Genomic DNA, 19,632 nt, shown 5'->3' with positions numbered 1-19,632 from the left:
TATGTTTATTAAAATGTTTGATTTCCATTTAGTAAAGTTTAAAACTATTCCAGAAATTCCCAAAAATGCAAATAACTGATCAATATTTCCGAAATCGAATAATGAAAATAGTAACCAAAGAATAAATGGAATTCCGCTCATCCAACCAGCTAAAATTATAAACATAGATGAAAATATAGAAATTAATTTTATGGTGGTTTTCATCCTTGAGTTACGTTTATTTTTGTTACAATATTATTTGTGTTGAATGTAATCGATAATCTTCCTGTATTTATTCCCTTTTCTGTATAACCTAAATAGTAAAAATATACTGTTTTTGAATTTTCATCAGGTTTTCCTAGCAAATTTTCGATTTCAATTTTAGTCATCCCAATTAAATTATTTTTATTTCTTAAATCATTCATCATTTGCCAACGTAAATCCCAATTTTCTTCAGTATTTAAATTAGAATTTTTCCATATTTCAGAGTCAAATTTTTTATGTGAAATTTTTCCACAAGAATTTAAAAATCCAATAATCATTAAAAAAGCAAAAATTCTTTTATTCATTGTTTTTGTAGAGTGTTTTTGGAAAATTGCAGGTAACGGAAAAAGTATTGGCGAAGTGCGGGAATTCGAAGAACTTTAGTTCAAGAAAGACCAAACGAAGCTGATGCTTTTTCAATGGAACTAAATTACAAAAAATGTGGAATTGAAAAGCAGCGGCGATAAAAAAGCTATGGATTTTCAATTCAGACTTAAACCCCGCATTTTGCCAATACCGTGTTATCTGTAGTAGCAATTTTAAGATTTATATGGATTTCCAGAGACATAAAAATCAAAATCTAATGACAATTTCAATCCATTTAAAGATTTTATTATTTCTTCCGATAAATTTGGTCCTCCAATCATTCCATTTCCATTATGAAATTCCATTATAACTTGAATATAACCATTTGCATTTTCCGATAATTTTTGAATCCCAGATTTGTCTTTTTCTAATTCTTCAATTAATTCAGCGATTTTGGATTCAAAATTATTCGGTTTTTTATTCGGTTCAATAATTATGCAGCTAAAACTGTGTGAAGTATTTCCAAGTTTTCTTAATTCTCCTTTATTCCAACTTTTTGTGATTTCTAATTTTGTGAAATTTTGTAATTCGGTTTCACTTAATTCTTCAGAAGTTGCTTTAAAATAAATTGAAATATTTGGTTCCGTTGAAATTCCAATAATTTCCATTTTCTCAGAATTAATATAAAAAGTCAAATAAAATTTTTCGTTTTCGATAGGAATGAATACACTTATTTCATTTTCATTTTTAACAATATTTTCAATTTGAATTTTATTGTCGACAAAAATAGGATTGTGAATTTCTAAAATTTGTTCAGTTATTCCCCAAGCTTTATTTTTTAGTTCACTTTGGATAACTTCAATTATTTGAGGGACAGTCATTTGATGTTATTACAGATAACGGAAAAAGTATTGGCGAAGTGCGGGAATTCGAAGAACTTTAGTTCAAGAAAGACCAAATGAAGCCGATGCTTTTTCAATGGAACTAAATTACAAAAAAATGTGGAATTGAAAAGCAACGGCGGCAAAAAAGCTGTGGATTTTCAATTCAGACTTAAACCCCGCATTTTGCCAATACAATGTTGTACGCAGTTTTTATTTACTTATCATTTTACATAGTTCAGCAAATTTTTTTCCACCATAATTTTCTGGACTATTTCGCGTAACTAAATGATATTTTCCATCAATCAAGATTTCCAAAATCCATTCTTCGCCGTCAAGTATAAAATTTGGATCGTGAGTATTTATATTCCAAAAATCTATTTCATTAGTTTTTGAAATAATTTCATTCCATTTCTTATTACTAATTTGTTTTTCAGAATTTTTTGTGATTTTTCCAGTTTGATAACCACCTAAACCATTTGTTTGTTTGTAAATTTCAATTATCTTTCCATTTTTTTGTTCAATTCTATACATAAATGGATGTGACCAAGTTCCTAAATTTGTGTATCTTATAATATTTATGTTTTCTTTTTTTCTGTTATAAATAGGTGTTTCTTTTAACGAATTTAGATGCTTAGAATACCATTTATTTACAAATAGAGAAAGTGAATCATTTGGTCCATTTCTGATTGTGTCTTTTGGATACCTATTTTCATCATATGTTGCAAAATATAAAGTTTCATTATATTCATTTGTACTTTCTTTAGGTTTGATAAATTTATTATTCAAACAACTTGTAATGGAAAATAATAAAACTAAAAATAGAAGTTGTTTTTTCACTTTGGAATTTGTAAACGGTTGGTGTAAAATTGCGTACAACGGAAAAAGTATTGGCGAAGACGGGCAAAAAGGAATTCGGAGAATTCAATTTTGCGGAGTAGAAGCCAATGCTTTTTCGTGGAAACTAAATTACAAAAAAAGTTGGAACGAAAAGCAATTGGCGGCGAAGAATATTCAAATTTTCAATTTGGATATTCAAGCCCGTTTTTGCCAATGCGATGTTAGCAGAAGCGGTAATTGACTTTCAGTAGGTAATTTTTTGCGATTATTTTATTTCAATTTCATTCTTTTAGGAATTCGATTTTTTATAGATTTCAGAATTCAATTTCGTGGTTTTTCAATGAAAATTTCATTCACTTAATTTGGTTGAATTCAGAAATTTATATTTTTCCAATTTTGAATTCCAGAAATATTTTGAAATTCCATTTCATACTTTTTCAAAATTCATTTTTTCAGCATTTCGCAATTCAATTCTGCATTTCATTTTGCTAGAAATATCATTTTAAAATTTTGCATTCCGCAACGTTAATTTTTCAAGAAAAGAGGAAGAAAACAAAGCCTTTAAAATTAAGTAAATACTTTTGAGCGTGATATTTAGAACCGTTTCTGCTAATGGGAAACGCATTGGCGAAGTGGCGGATAAATTGGACAAAAAGTTCAATTTAGCAGTGACGTTAGCCGATGTGTTTCCACAGAAGCTAAATTATTAAAAAAAGCTGAATGTGGAACACATTCGACGGAATAAAAAGCACAAAGGTTGAAGTTTGCACTTAACCCGCCATTTTGCCAATGCGATGTTAGCAGAAGTAGCTATTGGAATTGTGTAGTTAGTCTATTAACTAAATAATCCGTAAAGCTTTTGGTTTTCGCCATGTTAATTAAATTAGCATCTTGATTTTCAATTTGATAGCCGTTTATACTAGCTAATAAAAACTCAGATGCAGAATCAAAATTCTCGTTATTTACCAATTCAAGCTCCAATGATTGTATATCATTTGCAGTGATATTTGTTTTTTGAAAAATAAAGGAAGTAATCACTCTAGAGATATGCAATTTAAAGTTTGTCAAATTATTTTTCATATCTCTATCTTCAATGCTAGTCCAAAACTCAATAACTTTTTTGTTTAATAAACAGCTATTTAAGTAAACCTTGTAATTACGACTTTGGTCAAAGATTCTATTATATGTTGTGTCATCTTTTATTAATGATGTAGGTTTAGAACGTGCAGAATGTGGATTGTTAAATAACAATGATTCAATGATCTGAGCAGATGTTTGAATACTGAAAATTCTGCTAGCGGGCTTACCTTGATTTTTGTAATAGTTTTTTCTTCGATCATAGAAATATCCTTCATTCCCGTAAAATAATTCCAATTCTCGTTGAATATCGTCGGTAGCTCTTAATAATGAAGGGGACACAGGATTTTGACTATTAGTTGATGCAATTATGTGATCAATTGTTCTTTTGTCCTCATTGATAATAACTTTAACAAGTACAGATCTTGTGTCATTTTGATCATTATTATGATGTAAAAAAATAGAATATGAAGTTTGTAATCCATTTACTATTTGTACATTGTCTAGGCTTAGTGTAGTTCCAACAAGTGAAGGATTCGAAGCAATTATTGTTATACCATTATTCAACCACCAAAAATCTTCGGTAGAAATGTCTTCAATCGAATTTTTTATTTTTGTATTAACATCTACTGCACCCTGGAAATGTCTAATATTACTTTCAAAAAGATCTTCTCTAATCTTTCCTTCCTCGTCAGTCAGAAAAGATTTATAATTTGCAAGTTTCACAGTTCCAACGTAACCAATTCCATTATCATTATAACTTGTTGAAAGCGGTGTTTCTTTATAAATTATTTGTAGTCTTTCATTTTTTTGAGTTTGATATAATTTAAGTAACTCATGGCAACTATAATTATCATAACTAATTGATGAGCCAACAAAAATTGATTGACATAAAGCTAACAATTGAGTTACTTTTTGTTCAAAGGTTGTATTAATTTCTATTATTTCTGAATTTGCACAATAGTTAAAAATGATTTCTAGCTTTCCTCCAGCTATAGTGCATTTTTTCCAACTTTCTCTTGCTATAATTCCTTTTTCAACAACGCTAGAATTAAATCTTTGCAATAGAGCATCAGTAGATTTTCCTAAATCAAAAAGTTCAGGTATAGAAGTTATTAATTTATCTAAAGCAGATTCTTTAAATGAATTTTCTTTTTTACATTGAGTTATAACAATCTTTACATTTGTTTTTCTATTAAATACGATATCTTCTAAATCTTCAATTGATTCAGGCACAAAGTCATCTATAATTGTAATTATAGAATCAATTCCGCCATCATGACCGCCATCAACAACCGAATCTTGAATGGTTTCAAATGTTAAATCAAAATCTTTAGTAATTTGAGTTAAAGAAAAAAGTTCGAATGTCTCGCTATCTGTTGTTGTTAATTCGTTTTGATTCTTGAATTGATCAATACATCCATTCAAAATAATTTTATTGTTCATGCGATTAGTTTGGTTTGCTATTTCTGCTAACGTTTCGGGGCTTTGCGATGGCGGGGCAATCGAAGCACAAATCTTCAATTTTGCACAAAAGTTGAACCGAAGAACTGCCGTTGAACTTTGCAGTTTCGCCCCACTATTGCAAAACCCTTGTTGTGTGCCGTTTTTCATTTAGGGCTACTTATTTTGTTTTTTTGAATAGGTGAATAATCGGTTTTTATTTGTCCGTCAACTTGAATTTTGTCGAAGTAACATTTTACTCCTGTTGCCAAGTTCATATCTTCTGTATTTTGTATGTGAAAATGTAAATGAGCTTCCGAAGAGTTGCCCGAATTTCCGCATAGTCCAAGTAGTTGTCCTTGTTTAACTTTCTGTCCTTGTTTTACAACTATTGAATGTTGTTTGAAATGGGCGAAAAACAGATATTCGTTATTTTCAGTCTTTATGATTACGGTATTTCCAGGGATATAAATGGGATTTAAAGTTCCTGGAACATTGTCTTTTATACCATCAACCACTAAAACAATTTCTCCATTACAAGGTGCTATTAATTCTTTTCCAAAAGCATAATAATCTTCGTTCTTTTTTCCGTCGGTTTTAAATGAATTTCCTTTATCGTTTGTAATTACTAAATCAAAAGCGTTTTTTTGAGCTTCACTTTCAACGTGATAGTTAAGTTCTTTTGTGTCGCCACCCCAAACTACAGTCCATTCTTCATAAAAGGGTAATGTCAATTTAGTTTTGTTTCTCTCAAGTTTAGGAAGATTGTCTTCTTTAAAAGGTTTTACAAAAAGTCCGTTTATTTTAGAATTATCATCTATTGAAATATTTACTGCAAATAATGCTCTTTCAAATTTTGTCTTATATGAGGCGTAGCTCTGTTCGTATTTTACAAATTCTCTTTTAATTATTTTACCAGCTTGTTGTTTTAATCCAATAAGAAAGTCTGTTGTTTTGTCAAGTGGTAATGCTGATTGCATTTCAGGTGAAAAGCTCTCGAAAATTTCTTTAAAATTGTCAGTATTATAATTGTTTTCAAAATTAGTTGCAACAGTTTTATTGGTTTCTTTTTCGCTTTGTGCAAATGAAAAATTTGTCAAAAGAATAAAAGTTAAAATGGTCAAAATGTTTTTCATTTTTAATTTGTTTTTCGGGTGTGTCGTGTTTAAAATGGCACACAACGGAAAAAGTATTGGCGAAGACGGGCAAAAAGGAATTCGGAGAATTCAATTTTGAGTAGTAGAAGCCAATGCTTTTTCGTGGAAACTAAATTACAAAAAAAGTTGAAACGAAAAGCATTGGCGGCAAAGAATATTCAAATTTTCAATTTGGATATTCAAGCCCGTTTTTGCCAATACAATGTTGTACGACGTTTTTATTCTATAATCAATTTGAAGCGTCGCTTTTGGTAAACATTATAGTTTTAACATTTTTAAATGAAAATCCGAAAGACGATATTTTAGCACTATCTTCTATTATTTCAATAGATTTTATTTTCTTTTTATTTAGAAGATTATTAAATTTTTCTTTATTAATTTGCTTTTTATTGTATAAAATCAGAGTTTGTTCATTTTTTTTCTGAATTGCATTATTCAGGCTAATAGAATTATCATAGTATTCATAAGATTTATTATAATCAACTATTGGCAGATTTTTTTCAAGTTTGTAATTATTTTTTATAGAATTGCAACTAAATATCGATAATATTATTATCAAGAAAATAGATTTAATCAAATTTTTTACTGCCATTTTATTGAAAAATTTTATTTTATTTTATTCATCGTCGTTTTCACAAAATGTCGTGCAACGGAAAAAGTATTGGCGAAGTGCGGGAAGAAAATGAACGAATATTCAATTTCAGACCAAACGTAGCGAATGCTTTTTCAATAATGCTAACTTACAAAAAATTGCAGAATTGAAAAGCATTTGCGGCAAAAAATGTTCTGCTTTTCAATTCAAGATTTAACCCGCATTTTGCCAATACAATGTTAGCCGATCGTCCTTTTATTTATATTCATTCATTAATTTATGGAAATTTCTCCAAAGTTTTTTGCTTTGTTTTATTATATGATTTCCATTATTGATTTCAAACATTACTGTATTTGACTTTTCAACATAACTAAGATAATTTCCCCAGTTGAATTTTTTTGTTTTTAAATATTCAGTTGGATTGTCTTTTGATGGATGATATATGAGTTTTCTTTTCGATCCTTTATAAGTAAATCTCTTATATAATTTTGATTTGAATATGCTTTTATCAGGGTTTTTACTGTTTTTTGCTAAAGATGCAGATTTCTTAAATGATTTTATCATAGAACGATAAAATTTTGAGTAACCTGAAGTTTTAATTAGTACTTTTTTTCCATCAAATGTAAATCCAAGGTATTCAAGTGCTAAATTGTAATTAGGAACTTTTGTAATTTCATCTATTTGAAATCCTTTATATTGTCCGTTTATATTTTCAAATCTATAAACTTTAGTTTTTTTACTTTGAATTTCTAAACCTGCAATATATTTATCTGCAATATTTGTTCTTAATAATTTTATAATTTCGTCTTCATATTTTTGTTCGCAAATTATTATAAGATCATCACTATATCTTTGATAGTATCCATTTAATTGTTCAATTTTTTCGTAAATAACTTTATCAAAATCTAACATATATACATTAGCTAATGTTGCACTTATAGGACTTCCTTGCGGAATTCCCTTGGTGTTATTTTTTGAAATAATTAGATTGAGATTATTTGCAATGAATTCAGATTTTGTACAAAAAGCAACTGCTTTCTTTTCTTTAAAATATGATGATTGTTTAATAGGTTTTCGTTTAAATTCTTTGTTGGTTGAAGAATTTGGAACTCCTCTTTCTACAATCATAGTTTTATTATAAGACTTAAATAGTTGTTTAGATTCTACATATTTAATGTTTGTTAGAGTTTTATAAACATTATAATGGTCATGTGGAAGTGTCTTTACTTTTAATATTTTACACCACTGTTTTTTTAGAATTTTATGATTTAGGTTATCAAAAAAAGATGTTACATCAGCAACAATGACTGATAATTTTTTATCTTGATTATTCTTAACAAATTCAAAAGTTGACTTAGCGAATTCAATATTACATTTGTTATTATTAGATGACTTTGAAACTGATATTTTTCTGTATGCGACAACACTGTCATTAAATGATTCTTTACTAATAAAGTCTTCATAAGCTTCTACAAGCTTATTGTTATAGTATGAAAATATTTGAGCGTCCAAATGTGATGCAAAATAAATTTCACGATTTTTTTCATCCTTTTTTCTAAATCGCTTTTTAGTTGGAGTTTTTTTCTTGTTATTATTATCAGCTCTAAATTTTCTTTGTTTAATTGTTTTATGAATAAGAGGCAGGAAACTATGAACCCTTATTTTTTCTGGATTTATAACATAATTTTTCACCCAATTATAATCAAATAATGTAATTGGGGAACCAATATGCGGATATTTTTTCGGTTTAAACCATTCTTCAGTTTCCATAATTATATAAAGGGGGCAATTTATAGTAGCAGGTTTGAAATGTACAGGCTCCTACGAAGCTTTCGTCATAAAATGACTATTGCGACGCTACTCTTTTCAGGTATAGAAATTGTTATCTTTGTACTTAAATGCTTAAACATCATAAATATGTTAATCAAATTGTTCCGTAGACTCAACTCCAGGTATACAACAGTTATTAGGCTGTTGGCAACTGTTTCCTCAATAATTCTTGCGAAAGATTTGGAAACTGGTATTATCCTTCCCAGCTAACGTATATCTTAGCGTGGTATATTTTAGTTAAACGTAGCATTCCAACCTTTGCCCCCAAATTTATTAATTTACTATCATAATATTATATCTAACATACTATTTTTATAGGATGTCGGCTAACTCTCAAATATACGAAAGTTTTACTAAAAAACACAAATAATAATATTTTTAATAAAATACTATTAATCAATGCTTTAAAATATAATTATGAATTATTATACAAAATACGAAATGCGTATTTTGTATATTTTAATGTTTTTTATTTCATCAATATTGTATTTTAATTATCTTAATTATCTTAATTAATTGGTAAACATTTAGACTCGTACATCATTATCATTATCTTTGCATTATTTTTCTATATAAATCTAATCGTAAATTCAGGATTTTCATTTGAAACAATTAAGATATTACATTGCCGCAATTTTTGCATTTGCTACGTGGGGAACTTTTAGTCTCGTTTTAAAACCTTTGCATGATTATTCTTCATTGGATATTCTTTTTTATAGAGTGTTTAGCTGCACGATAATTATGTCAGTTATTTCGGTTTTGTTCCGACAGAAAAAGTTGAAAGAAAATATCAGCTTTTTCAAGAGTCTTTCCGTAAACGAGAAGAAGAAAATGATTGGTTTAAATGTTTTGAGTAGTATTTTGCTCACAGGAAACTGGTTTTCATTTATTTATGTAATGAATCATATCAGTGTAAGAGCTACTTCTGTAGCGTATTTGGTATGTCCTATTATTACTACTATTTTGGCGTTTTTTATTCTTAGGGAAAGGCTTAATAAACTACAATGGCTAGCTATTGGGTTGAGTGGATTGGGGTGTATTCTGCTTTCTTACTCTAATCTTATTGATATGCTTTACAGTAGTTTAATTGGTCTTACCTATGCTTGTTATTTAATTATTCAGATTGTAAATAAAAAATTTGATAAATTTCTCGTTCTGAATATTCACATGATTTTGGCATCTCTCATTTTATTGCCATTTTTCCCGGCTTACTCAGGTAATGTTCCTACTGAATTAAAGTTCTATCTCTATATAGAGATCATTGCTGTAATGTACACTATTGTTCCGTTATTGTTGAATCTGTATGCATTATCGGGAATTGCGTCGTCTAAAGTTGGGATGATTTTAAATATCAATCCTATCATCGCTTTTATTCTTGCGGGAGCAGTGTATCATGAAAAGCTGGAATTATTGCCTATATTGGCATATTCCATCATATTTTTAGCCGTTATTGTTTTTAATTCAAAAGAAATTTTTGGTTTTAAAGGTAAATTGCAGACATCGGAATAGGAATGATGATATCATTCATTAAAAAATTATTTACACTAAATTTATTCACTTGTACGACAATTAAATCACTTTAATTATTCTTACTTAAAACATTTTTTTTCTTTTTCGATTTGTTTAAAAAAAACTTTTTGAATGGCACAAAATCTGTTAGATTCAAGCCATAACAAAATATATTTTATGAAACAGATCAACATTAAGGTGGCGCTTTGTCTGCAATGCGGAGGTTACCATTCTTCGGTTCCAGCAGATCAATCCCAAAATAAGCATCCACAGATTATAGATCATCTTTTTTATCATGGAGAACCTTGGTTTACTTTGGATGAAAATCAGTTTGAAATGGCTGCGTTTTCGAATAATTCAGTTGTAAAAATCATTAGTTTGAAAGAACATCAGGAAAATGACAAAAAATATTGCAACTGTAGTATAAAGAATCCTTCGGAACATACTCAAATGTATAAATTTCCTGTTGCAGATGAATTGTTGCCAAGCAAAACCCATTTTCATGATAATGATCCGTATTTTACAGAGCTTTACAGGCTTTGTTATATTTTTCAGTAGAAAATTTAGCAACAATTTAAAAATCTGTTCTGTTTATGTATAGAACAGATTTTTTGTTATTATAAAATGGCAATTAATGGACAGTTTTCAGAATAAAAAGTGTTTGATGATTTTTCAAATTTAAAATACATTGAATTTTGTGTGTTAATAATTTATTAAATAATTATTATTGATTTTTTGATAAAAAAATGCCATTATGATTTCAGTCATAGATGCATCCGAATATATTCATGTAGCTTTGGTATACCAAACCAGATATATTATGAATACCAGTAATGCAACAGCATATTTACTTTCTGCATTTTTGTTGCAGAAAATTGCAGATGTTTTAGAACAATCTCAAATTCCTTTAGAAAATCCCACGGGATAATTTTTATTTATACTCATCAAATACTTTGATAATTACATCGAAGTAACTCTCTCTCTTTATTTATAATCCATGAATTGCATAAAATTCAAGGCTACTCATTACGCACATACAAGAAATCCGAATACTAGTCTAGGATTTTTTGTAATCACTTAATATTAATTTAAAAAATCAGTTATGAACAACAGAAATTCAAACAGAAGAAATTCAGGAAACAGATCTTCGCAGAATGACAGATCCACGCTTGAAGAAGTGTATCAATTAGGTTACGATCATGGTTTTACCGATGCATCGCAAGACGAAGATTATGATGATGATTTCTCAGATTACGAGGATGATTATGAAAACAGTTATGATGATGACTATGATGATGAGGATTACGACGATGATGATTATGACTATGATGATGATGATTATGACGATGATGATAGACAAGGCGGAAGGTCTAATTCTGTAGGGAATAGAAATTCTAACAGAGATAGTCAGGGAAGATTTACCTCTGGAAGCGGTTCCCGTAGCGGAAGTTCGAGATCCGGAAGCGGTAGGTCAAACAGCGGGAATTCAGGTAGATCTAATAGTTCTGGAAGGAGCTCAAACTCAGGTTCGGGCAGATCACGCAGCAATAACTATGGAAGTAATTCTCGTGGAAGCAACTCAAGTTCAGGAAGAGGTGGTTCTAGCAGTGGAAACTCATCTAATTCGGGAAGATCTGGAAATTCTAACAGTTCAGGAAGAAGTTCCAACTCTGGTTCGGGAAAACAGGGATTTGCATCAATGAGTAAATCTGAACGTACACGAATTGCACGTATGGGAGGACAGGCTTCTCATGGAGGAGGAAGTAATTCCGGCTCCAATTCAAGATCTGGAAGATCAGGTTTTGGGGGAAGAAGAAATTCATAATTCTATATTCAGGCTGTCTCTTTTGTGGAGAAAGAGACAGCTTTTTAAACAATCATCTTAAATATTATATACAATGGCTACAAAAACAAGTAATACATCAGATCAAAATTCTTCAGCATCAGATTCTACCCAGAAAACTTCAGAAAATTCTACAATGAAAGTAGATAATGCAACAGTTAAGAAAGAAGAGATGAAAAATGCTCCACTTCATAAATTCTTCGTGGATGCTCTTAAAGATATTTATTATGCAGAAGATGCTATTGTTTCCGCTTTGGACAAAATGCAGGAAGCAGCAACTACTGAAGAACTTAAGGATGCATTTGAAGATCATCAATTACAAACAAAAAAACACCTAAGCAGGTTAGAAAAAGTATTCAGGTTAATTGATGAAAAGCCGGAAAAGAAAAAATGTGATGCAATTGAAGGGATCATTAAAGAAGGGGAGGAGGTTATAAAATCTACTGAAACCGGCAGTATGACAAGAGATGTTGCTCTTATTATTGCAGCGCAGAAAGTAGAGCATTACGAAATTGCCACTTATGGTGGTTTGGTTCAGTTGGCTATTACGATGGGGCACGATAAAGCTGCAGATCTTTTAGATAAAACTCTTCAGGAAGAAGAAGATACAGATTATAATCTTACCGAAATTGCAGAAACACACATTAATTTTGAAGCTGAACAAGAAGATTAAAATTACCAATTTCTTTAGCCATACTTATTGCGGTATGGCTGTTTTTGTCTCGATAAATAATTCTAACAAAATATGAATGAAATTAGGTTTTCTATTAAATATTGAATCATTTCAGATTGTATTTGCTAATAAAAAAAACTGATCATTATGAAGCCTAAAAATATTGCGGGAGTTCCTAAACATTTTAAAGGAAGTTTTCACGATACGGAGAGTCTTAAAGAAATTCATCATTTGGAAGATACAGATTTTCAGTTTAATATTTTAAAGCAACGGCTTTTAAGTATTAATAATTGGCGAAAATATTGCCCTGAAAGCACTACAGATTTTCAACTTTTCGATTCTTTTGGAAATAAAATAGAGCGTTTTCCGGAGATTGGTGATTATATCAGAATAGATGTTACCGGTCCGGGAGGAAAAGAGGGAAGAAGTTTCGATTGGGTAAAGATTACCATGATTGATAAAGAAGAAAATGCTATAATGATGCAATGCAGGCCATCACCCGATCCTGGCGGTAAAAAAAGAGGGAAAATTGCCCATTTTTATTCTCATTGTGCAACATCCACTTTTATTGTTTCTAAAAAGAAAAATATTTTGAAAGCGTCTATTCATGGTAGGAATGAATACCCGAATTTTAAATCGGGTATTATAGATTCTGTTAGAAACCTCATCATCGCTATTGGTGGGATGATTGGTTTTTCTAAAATTCAATGGAAGTGTCTTACAGACGGACTGGTGAAATTTTAGTTTTTATTATTTTATTTTATTGTAAATCAGTTTTGTAACAATCGCTCCGAAAGTGTAATATCCAATAGTCATAATTTTTTTCTTGGTATTTTCTGCTACCGGAGTGCTGTCTAATCCTAACTTTTCAGGAAGTAAAATAGCTCCAACACCCGCTGCAACACCGCTTATAAATTCGTGGTTGGTCGCAGTACCGGCATAATACATTGCATTGCTTACAATATCTCCTGTCAAAGTGGCGGCATAGATGGTGTCGGGATCCGAAAGTTGAATATCATTTGCTTCGGCAACTTTTTGGAGGGCTTCTTCTCCAAGTTCATTAATGTGCGGAACATCATTAAAGTTTTTTCTGATCGTTTCGTGCAGTAAATTGAGGGCAATAGCTCCACCTAATCCTGCGATTAATTTTTTTAACATATCTTTTATTTTAGTGAATTTTATTTAAATTTTTGTCTCTATCTGAATAACCACTGTTGGTGGTGAAAAGAATATTTAATTATCCAAACTTTAGAAATATGATAAATAGTGTTTCAATAATAAGACCAAAAGAGTGATGGATAAAAAAGTAATTCTACAAAATTGTCGAAACTTAGATTTTAGTTGTATTATTATTTGCTTTATTTAATTAAATTGATTTATTGATAAGAATTTTAAAATTATAATTATTTATTTATTCAAAAAATATAAATTGGCAGTGTAATTGTTACTGAAAAGACATATTCAAAATATACAAACCAAATCAAACATTATGAAAAATTCAATTCTTACAGTGTTAGCTGTAGCTACAATCGTGTCGTGCAACAAAAAAGAAACTACTATTGCCGGCAGTAATTCAGATTCTTTAACGATGTCTACATCAGATTCTCCTACAACTCTTAACGATTCTGCAACCACTGCGGACAATATGGGAACAGACAATACAATGCTCAGTTCTCAGGACAAAATGTTTGCAGATGCAGCATCAACAGGAAGTATGATGGAAGTAATGACCGGAAAACTTGCGGAAACCAATGCTTCGAGTGCCGCTGTGAAATCTTTGGCTGCTATGATTGTAAAAGATCATACAATGGCTGGAGAAGAGCTGAAGAAATGGGCTTCGGCAAACAATTATAGCCTTCCTGCAGCAATGACTACCGAACAGCAGGCAATGTTCGATGAATTAAAAATGAAAAAGGGAGCAGAATTTGATAAAGCTTATGCCAAAATGATGGTTTCCGATCATAAAAAGGATATTGATGCATTTAAAAAACAGTCTTCAGAAGGAAAAGATACTTCTTTAAAGACTTTCGCATCCAATACAGTTCCTACTTTGGAAAAACATTTAAAAGAAGCCCAAAAAGTTGATTCATCAATGAAATAGCTTGAAATTTTAGTCAGTAAAAATCCGTTTTTCAGTAATGAAAAACGGATTTTTTATAATTTTGAATTATTAAGTTATACTTTGTAGTATTTTAATTTTTTGTTAATTAATGATAGAATACTTCTCGATTAAAAGAATTATTTAGTTGCTTTTACCTGGTTGTAAATATGATGAATTAATCCATCTGCAACAGAGATTTTAGGAACAAAAATTTTGGTAATTTCAGACCAGTTCATAATGTTGTTATAGATTTTCAGTGCAGGAACCAAAACATCGGCTCTGTCTTGTCTAAAGCCGTATTTCGTCATTCTTTCTTCAACGGTAAGATCATTAAATTCTTTGTAAACCTTTTTAAGATGCGCCGAAGAAATGGGTTTTCCGTCTTTTGTTTTACTCATAGAGAAAACTTTGTTGATGTTTCCGCCGGATCCAATCGCTACAATCGGTTTTTTACTTACAATATTTTTCTTAATCTCCTCTTTCATTTCTTTCCAATTGTTTTCTGTAACTAAATTGTTCAGCAATCTTATGGTTCCTATATTGAAAGATTTTTCGTAGATCATTTTATTGTTTTCATAGAAGGTAAGCTCGGTAGAACCACCGCCAACATCTACATAAAGATAGGCGAAATCTTTGTCTAAACCTTCTGCAACATGATTTTCGTAAATTAAAGTCGCTTCTTCGTCTCCTGAAATAATTTCAATACTGATTTCTGAAGTCTGTTTCACCTGTTCAATGATTTCTTTTCCGTTATCTGCATCGCGCATTGCACTTGTAGCACAAGCTCTGTAATGTTCAACTTTGTAGACTTTCATCAGATCGCTGAAGATTTTCATAGAATCGATAACCATTTTTTCTCTTTCTTCACCAATTTTTCCGATAGTGAAAACATCCATCCCCAATCTTAAAGGAATTCTGAGAAGATTCAGTTTAATAAATTCTGGCTTACCATTCTGAATTTTTACTTCATTTATTAATAGTCTGGCTGCATTACTTCCTATGTCTATCGCTGCAATGATCATATCTGAAAAAGAATTTTGTTGGGAACTTAAATTTTATACAAATATACTACAAATGATGAAAGTTTATTGTGAAGAAAGTTTTAAATATTCAATATTGAAAAAGACTGATTATAAATAATGAAATTTGTGTTAAATTCTATTTTATGATGTTTATTTTGCTTTTTAAACAATAAAATATTTTGGAAATTAATTCTATAAGCTTCAAAACCATGCTGATGTATTAAAAAACATCAAAAATTAAAAATAATATCTTTGTAAAAGTTTAAGGTTGAACCGATGCGTTCATTAATAGGGAATCAAGTATAAAAATCTTGAGCTGTACCCGCAACTGTAAGCTATATAAATTATTATAAATACACCACTGAACCTCTAGTTTGGGAAGGTTATAATAATATGCAAGCCAGGAGACCTGCCTTAGATTAATTTCAGCTTTCGGGAATAAAAGCGTATGAAAAGAATTTCTGCAAAGAATTTTTCATGAGCGTTTTGTGCCCTAAAGCGAAGTTTCGGGAGTAAAACTTTAATACAATTATATCATGAAGAAATTCTATTTTCTTATTCTGGCATTCGTCTTTTCGTGGACCAATGCACAAACCGAAGGAGTTCTTGTCCTTAATGAAGGCGGAGCGGGAAGTTCTAATGCTGAAATTTCGTTTATCGACAACCAGTCGGTCATCACCAACAATTATTTTAAGCTAAAAAATAACAATGCAACGCTGGGAGATACTGCTCAGGACATTAAAATTTTTGGAGATAAAATTTTTGTGGTTTTAAATATTTCCAATACCATTAAGGTTATTAATAAATCTGATTTTTCTTTAGTTACAACCATCACAACTAATTTAAATAATCCCAGATATATTGCATTCAGTGGAAACAAATTGTATGTAACCAATTGGGGAACAAGCAGTTTAACGGATGATTATGTTGCAGTGTATAATCTGAATAATTATGCTTACGAAAGCAGTATTTCCGTAGGTGCCGGAGCAGAAAAAATCTTCAGTAAAAATAATAAACTGTATGTTTTGCTGAAAGGCGGATTTAGTCTTAATCATTTTATGGATGTTGTTAATCTTAATACAAATGCAGTTGAGTCTCAGGTAAATGTAGGCGATTCTCCGCATAGTATTTTCGAAAAAAATGATTTGTTGTACATCATGAGTTCAGGAAACCCTTATACAGCAAACTCTTTTGGGACATTTACAGTATATGATACTGCTGCTCAGGCAACGGTTTCAACATTTACATTTCCTGTGGGTACCAAACCAACTTATATGGATACAGATGGTACTAACATTTATTATATGAATGAGGCTTCCATTTATAAAACGCCTATTGCAAACCCATCATTCAATACAAATGCTATTGCGGTTACTCCAATAGCAGTTAATTCATACGGAACCGCATATGGATTTAATGTTGTAAATAATAAAATCTATGCTGCCGATCCTAAAGGATATATTGCTGCGGGAAAAGTATATTCTTACGATTTACAAGGTAATTTGCTCAATACTTTTACAACAACCTATTTGCCAAACCAGATTATTGCATACAGCAGTGCTTCACTCTCTACAGAGGAAAATAAGAAAACATCCAGGGTAAGCATTTATCCAAACCCGGCAAGCCAGAAATTCTTTGTGAAAGGACTTCAGCAAGCAAAAGTTCAAGTATACGATGCTAATGGAAGAATGGTTCTTGAAAGAATGTACAATGAAAACGGAATAGATATCAGTTCTTTATTGCAAGGAGTGTATGTGGTAAAAATTACAGATAAAGATTCTCATTTCTCAGAAAAATTAATCGTTAAGTAATTAAAGAATGCGAAAGTTTTTCAGCGTATTATTCTCTACGTTTTTATATGCTTTTTGTGTAGCTCAGTTCACGGCAAATGATGTGAAGTTTTTTGCTGGAACAGGCTCACAAACGGCTTATTTTGTTGCAGATTTTAAGGATGGAACCGACGACAGATCGTATGTTTGGGGAGTAAGGTTTAATCCCGGACAAAATATTACTCCTCCACAAATGCTGCAAATGATAAAAGCTGCAGAACCAGCTTTTGATTATAATCTTACATTTAATAACGGTTTTCTGGATAAAGTAAGTTTTAACAGTCATTCGCAACAATCTTCACCCGATTGGTGGAGCTTATGGACTGCAACAGATCCTTCTGCATTTGGAATGAATGGATGGATGAACAGCGGAATTATTGAGGACGGTACATGGTACGGTGCAAGTTACGGCTTTAGTAATCCGACTGCTGAAGCGCCGGTGTTGCCTATCGCAGCTTATGGTTCTCAGTGGTATAATGCATCCCAAATCACAAATTGGATTGGTGCTGGATCTCACAGAAGCTTGGTTGTTGTTGATTTCGGAACCAATAATTCCAACGGAAATGCAAATTCCTTTGTTTTTGGCATTCAGTATAACGGTACTATTACGGGAGAACAGGCTTTGCAAATGATTGCTTCATATACCAATACTTTTAGTTTTACCGCAGCATCCAATCAGATTTCTTCGGCATCTTTAAATTCTTTTTCGGGTACTTCTTCCGGAAATTCTTCTTGGAAACTTTATAAAGGTACAAATCTGTCTAACTGGAAAACGAGTGCTAATCTTTCGTCTGTAGTGCTTAATAACAATGATTGGTTTGGTTTGGGTTTCGGATCTAGAAGACCTTTTATACCTACTGAAGCAAACGTTAATTTAAGTATAAAAGATATTGCTAAAGAAAGTTTCAGGATTTTTCCAAATCCGGCAAGCGATTTTATTATGATTGATACAACGGATAAGATTGAAAAGGTTGCTTTATATTCTGTAACAGGGCAGCAAGTTTTAACTGCCACTAACAATAAAATAAATATACAGAATCTTCCTTCTGGTGTTTATGTAGTTGAAATTCAAACTGATAAATCTGTTATTTCTAAAAAAATAATTAAAAGATAAATTTGCTTAAGCAATTGTTGTCTAAATATTAAGGTGTGCCATTTAAGCACACCTTTTTTGTTCTTATTAAGTTTTTTGTGAGATTTTTTCAATTGAATAAAAAAGTAAGGAATGTTAATACTTAAGTGGTGAAAAAACTTAAATTATACTATTCTTACTTTGATTTTTACCATAATTTAGGTTAGTAAAATTCTAATTTTGCGTAGATATTAGTTCCTTTTGAAGATTTCTTAAATACCATGGAATTAATCTTTTAATTCATGGAAAAAAAATACCCAACATTCAGTATTTGTAATCTGGTAAGTAATAAACTGTCTAAAGACCTTTTTAATGCAGATAAGTTTGAAGGATATTTAATTAACAATCCTCCTATTAAAAATATTCATAAGCATTCTTTTTATCATCTCGTTTACTTCACAAAAGGAAAAGGGGTTCACAAGATAGATTTTACAAATTATGCAATTGAAGAAGGTTGTATTTATTTTATGATTCCGGGACAGGTTCACCATTGGAAGTTCGAAGAAGATGAGGTGGAAGGCTATGTTATCAATTTTTTGGATATTTTTTTTGACCAGATATTTTTAAGTTCATCTGTTATTGATCAGTTTACTTTTTTCAATGTTTTTTCGGATCTCCAAATGCTGAAGCTGAGCGAGAATATTCGACCAAGAATTGTAGAAATTTTTGAAATTATTTTGAAAGAAATGGCTAAAAGCGATGAGTATACCATGATGATGATTGCTGCAGAAATGCTTCGTTTATTTATACTGGTTAGCAGAGAATTGCCAGTAAAAGCCACAATTTTAAGCAACGGAAACCGAAGTTCGGTATTTCTTAAACAGTTTTTTAATCTTATTGAAGATAATTTTAAAGAACTAAGACTTCCCAAAGATTATGCGTCGTTGCTGTATGTAACTTCCAACCATCTCAATTTTGTATGCAAAGATAATCTGAATAGGTCTGCGGGCGAAATTATTAGAAATCGTATTTTGTTGGAAGCTAAAAGAATGCTTGTAAATTACGATTTGTCTGTTGCCAATATAGCTATGGAACTGAGTTTTTTTGATACTTCCTATTTTATAAAATTCTTCAAAAAATATACGGGTTACACGCCGGATACTTTCAGGAAACAATACTACTCCTGAAGACTTTATCATCCACCGATTCATTGA

At 30.7% G+C, this 19,632-nt stretch carries 20 protein-coding genes and 1 riboswitch; of the genes, 11 read left to right on the top strand and 9 right to left on the bottom strand.

Annotation, left to right across the window (positions count from 1 at the left end; all coding sequences use genetic code 11):
- Positions 1-200: 200 nt before the first annotated feature.
- The 3 genes from MTP08_RS07960 to MTP08_RS07950 all read right to left on the bottom strand — a co-directional run bounded on the left by MTP08_RS07960 (position 201) and on the right by MTP08_RS07950 (position 2,219).
- Positions 201-548 carry a hypothetical protein gene (locus tag MTP08_RS07960; protein ID WP_243575516.1) on the bottom strand — a complete coding sequence of 116 codons (348 nt, stop codon included), beginning with the start codon at positions 546-548 and terminating at the stop codon, positions 201-203.
- A 234-nt stretch (positions 549-782) separates the two neighbouring features.
- Positions 783-1,430, bottom strand: a complete 648-nt coding sequence (locus tag MTP08_RS07955) for a DUF4279 domain-containing protein (RefSeq protein ID WP_243575515.1) — start codon at positions 1,428-1,430, stop codon at positions 783-785.
- Positions 1,431-1,643: 213 nt separating this feature from the next.
- Complete coding sequence (locus tag MTP08_RS07950; protein WP_243575514.1) at positions 1,644-2,219, bottom strand: hypothetical protein; 576 nt, start codon at positions 2,217-2,219, stop codon at positions 1,644-1,646.
- A gap of 10 nt (positions 2,220-2,229) precedes the next feature.
- On the opposite strand from MTP08_RS07950, the gene MTP08_RS07945 reads away from it, so the two are divergent.
- Positions 2,230-2,511, top strand: coding sequence for a hypothetical protein (locus MTP08_RS07945; protein ID WP_243575513.1), 282 nt, complete (start codon positions 2,230-2,232; stop codon positions 2,509-2,511).
- A 569-nt stretch (positions 2,512-3,080) separates the two neighbouring features.
- On the opposite strand, the gene MTP08_RS07940 is transcribed toward MTP08_RS07945, so the two are convergent.
- The 4 genes from MTP08_RS07940 to MTP08_RS07925 all read right to left on the bottom strand — a co-directional run bounded on the left by MTP08_RS07940 (position 3,081) and on the right by MTP08_RS07925 (position 8,309).
- The gene (locus tag MTP08_RS07940) at positions 3,081-4,961 is read right to left on the bottom strand and encodes an AIPR family protein (RefSeq protein WP_243575512.1); all 1,881 of its coding nucleotides are present in this window, start codon (positions 4,959-4,961) and stop codon (positions 3,081-3,083) included.
- Positions 4,958-5,926: a DUF3887 domain-containing protein gene (locus MTP08_RS07935; RefSeq protein WP_243575511.1), complete on the bottom strand. Its 969-nt coding sequence runs from the start codon at positions 5,924-5,926 to the stop codon at positions 4,958-4,960. Before MTP08_RS07935 ends, MTP08_RS07940 begins: the two co-directional genes overlap by 4 nt.
- Positions 5,927-6,176: 250 nt before the next feature.
- Positions 6,177-6,539, bottom strand: a complete 363-nt coding sequence (locus MTP08_RS07930; RefSeq protein WP_243575510.1) for a hypothetical protein — start codon at positions 6,537-6,539, stop codon at positions 6,177-6,179.
- Positions 6,540-6,794: 255 nt separating this feature from the next.
- Entirely contained in the window at positions 6,795-8,309 is a 1,515-nt protein-coding gene (locus MTP08_RS07925; protein ID WP_243575509.1) for a reverse transcriptase domain-containing protein, read from the bottom strand.
- A 663-nt stretch (positions 8,310-8,972) separates the two neighbouring features.
- Between MTP08_RS07925 and MTP08_RS07920 the strand changes: the two genes are divergently transcribed.
- The 6 genes from MTP08_RS07920 (at position 8,973) to MTP08_RS07895 (ending at position 13,138) form a co-directional block, all read left to right on the top strand.
- On the top strand, positions 8,973-9,878 hold the full coding sequence (locus MTP08_RS07920) for an EamA family transporter (protein ID WP_243575508.1): 906 nt from the start codon (positions 8,973-8,975) through the stop codon (positions 9,876-9,878).
- 177 nt (positions 9,879-10,055) lie between these two features.
- On the top strand, positions 10,056-10,436 hold the full coding sequence (locus MTP08_RS07915; protein ID WP_243575507.1) for a hypothetical protein: 381 nt from the start codon (positions 10,056-10,058) through the stop codon (positions 10,434-10,436).
- A 196-nt stretch (positions 10,437-10,632) separates the two neighbouring features.
- Positions 10,633-10,806 (top strand): ubiquitin family protein, encoded by a 174-nt coding sequence (locus MTP08_RS07910; RefSeq protein ID WP_243575506.1) that lies wholly within the window; start codon positions 10,633-10,635, stop codon positions 10,804-10,806.
- Positions 10,807-10,980: 174 nt separating this feature from the next.
- A complete protein-coding gene (locus MTP08_RS07905) occupies positions 10,981-11,703 on the top strand; it encodes a KGG domain-containing protein (RefSeq protein ID WP_243575505.1) in 723 nt (240 codons plus the stop codon).
- Between the two features lie 73 nt (positions 11,704-11,776).
- A complete protein-coding gene (locus MTP08_RS07900; RefSeq protein ID WP_243575504.1) occupies positions 11,777-12,394 on the top strand; it encodes a YciE/YciF ferroxidase family protein in 618 nt (205 codons plus the stop codon).
- A 147-nt stretch (positions 12,395-12,541) separates the two neighbouring features.
- Complete coding sequence (locus tag MTP08_RS07895; RefSeq protein ID WP_243575503.1) at positions 12,542-13,138, top strand: hypothetical protein; 597 nt, start codon at positions 12,542-12,544, stop codon at positions 13,136-13,138.
- A 6-nt stretch (positions 13,139-13,144) separates the two neighbouring features.
- Here the strand turns inward: MTP08_RS07895 and MTP08_RS07890 are convergent, their stop codons facing one another.
- A complete protein-coding gene (locus tag MTP08_RS07890; RefSeq protein WP_243575502.1) occupies positions 13,145-13,552 on the bottom strand; it encodes a hypothetical protein in 408 nt (135 codons plus the stop codon).
- 331 nt (positions 13,553-13,883) lie between these two features.
- Between MTP08_RS07890 and MTP08_RS07885 the strand changes: the two genes are divergently transcribed.
- Positions 13,884-14,495, top strand: coding sequence for a DUF4142 domain-containing protein (locus MTP08_RS07885; RefSeq protein ID WP_243575501.1), 612 nt, complete (start codon positions 13,884-13,886; stop codon positions 14,493-14,495).
- 137 nt (positions 14,496-14,632) lie between these two features.
- On the opposite strand, the gene MTP08_RS07880 is transcribed toward MTP08_RS07885, so the two are convergent.
- Positions 14,633-15,517, bottom strand: coding sequence for a Ppx/GppA phosphatase family protein (locus tag MTP08_RS07880; protein ID WP_209391216.1), 885 nt, complete (start codon positions 15,515-15,517; stop codon positions 14,633-14,635).
- Positions 15,518-15,765: 248 nt separating this feature from the next.
- Positions 15,766-15,948: riboswitch (cobalamin riboswitch) on the top strand.
- A 105-nt stretch (positions 15,949-16,053) separates the two neighbouring features.
- On the opposite strand from MTP08_RS07880, the gene MTP08_RS07875 reads away from it, so the two are divergent.
- The 3 genes from MTP08_RS07875 (at position 16,054) to MTP08_RS07865 (ending at position 19,605) form a co-directional block, all read left to right on the top strand.
- Entirely contained in the window at positions 16,054-17,328 is a 1,275-nt protein-coding gene (locus MTP08_RS07875) for a YncE family protein (RefSeq protein ID WP_243575500.1), read from the top strand.
- 7 nt (positions 17,329-17,335) lie between these two features.
- A complete protein-coding gene (locus MTP08_RS07870) occupies positions 17,336-18,460 on the top strand; it encodes a T9SS type A sorting domain-containing protein (RefSeq protein WP_243575499.1) in 1,125 nt (374 codons plus the stop codon).
- Positions 18,461-18,720: 260 nt separating this feature from the next.
- A complete protein-coding gene (locus MTP08_RS07865) occupies positions 18,721-19,605 on the top strand; it encodes an AraC family transcriptional regulator (protein ID WP_243575498.1) in 885 nt (294 codons plus the stop codon).
- Positions 19,606-19,632: the final 27 nt, after the last annotated feature.

Origin of the sequence: Chryseobacterium oryzae, from assembly GCF_022811665.1 — a bacterium.
In the GTDB taxonomy this organism is placed as follows: domain Bacteria; phylum Bacteroidota; class Bacteroidia; order Flavobacteriales; family Weeksellaceae; genus Chryseobacterium; species Chryseobacterium oryzae.
This window is presented reverse-complemented; position numbering and strand designations above follow the sequence as displayed.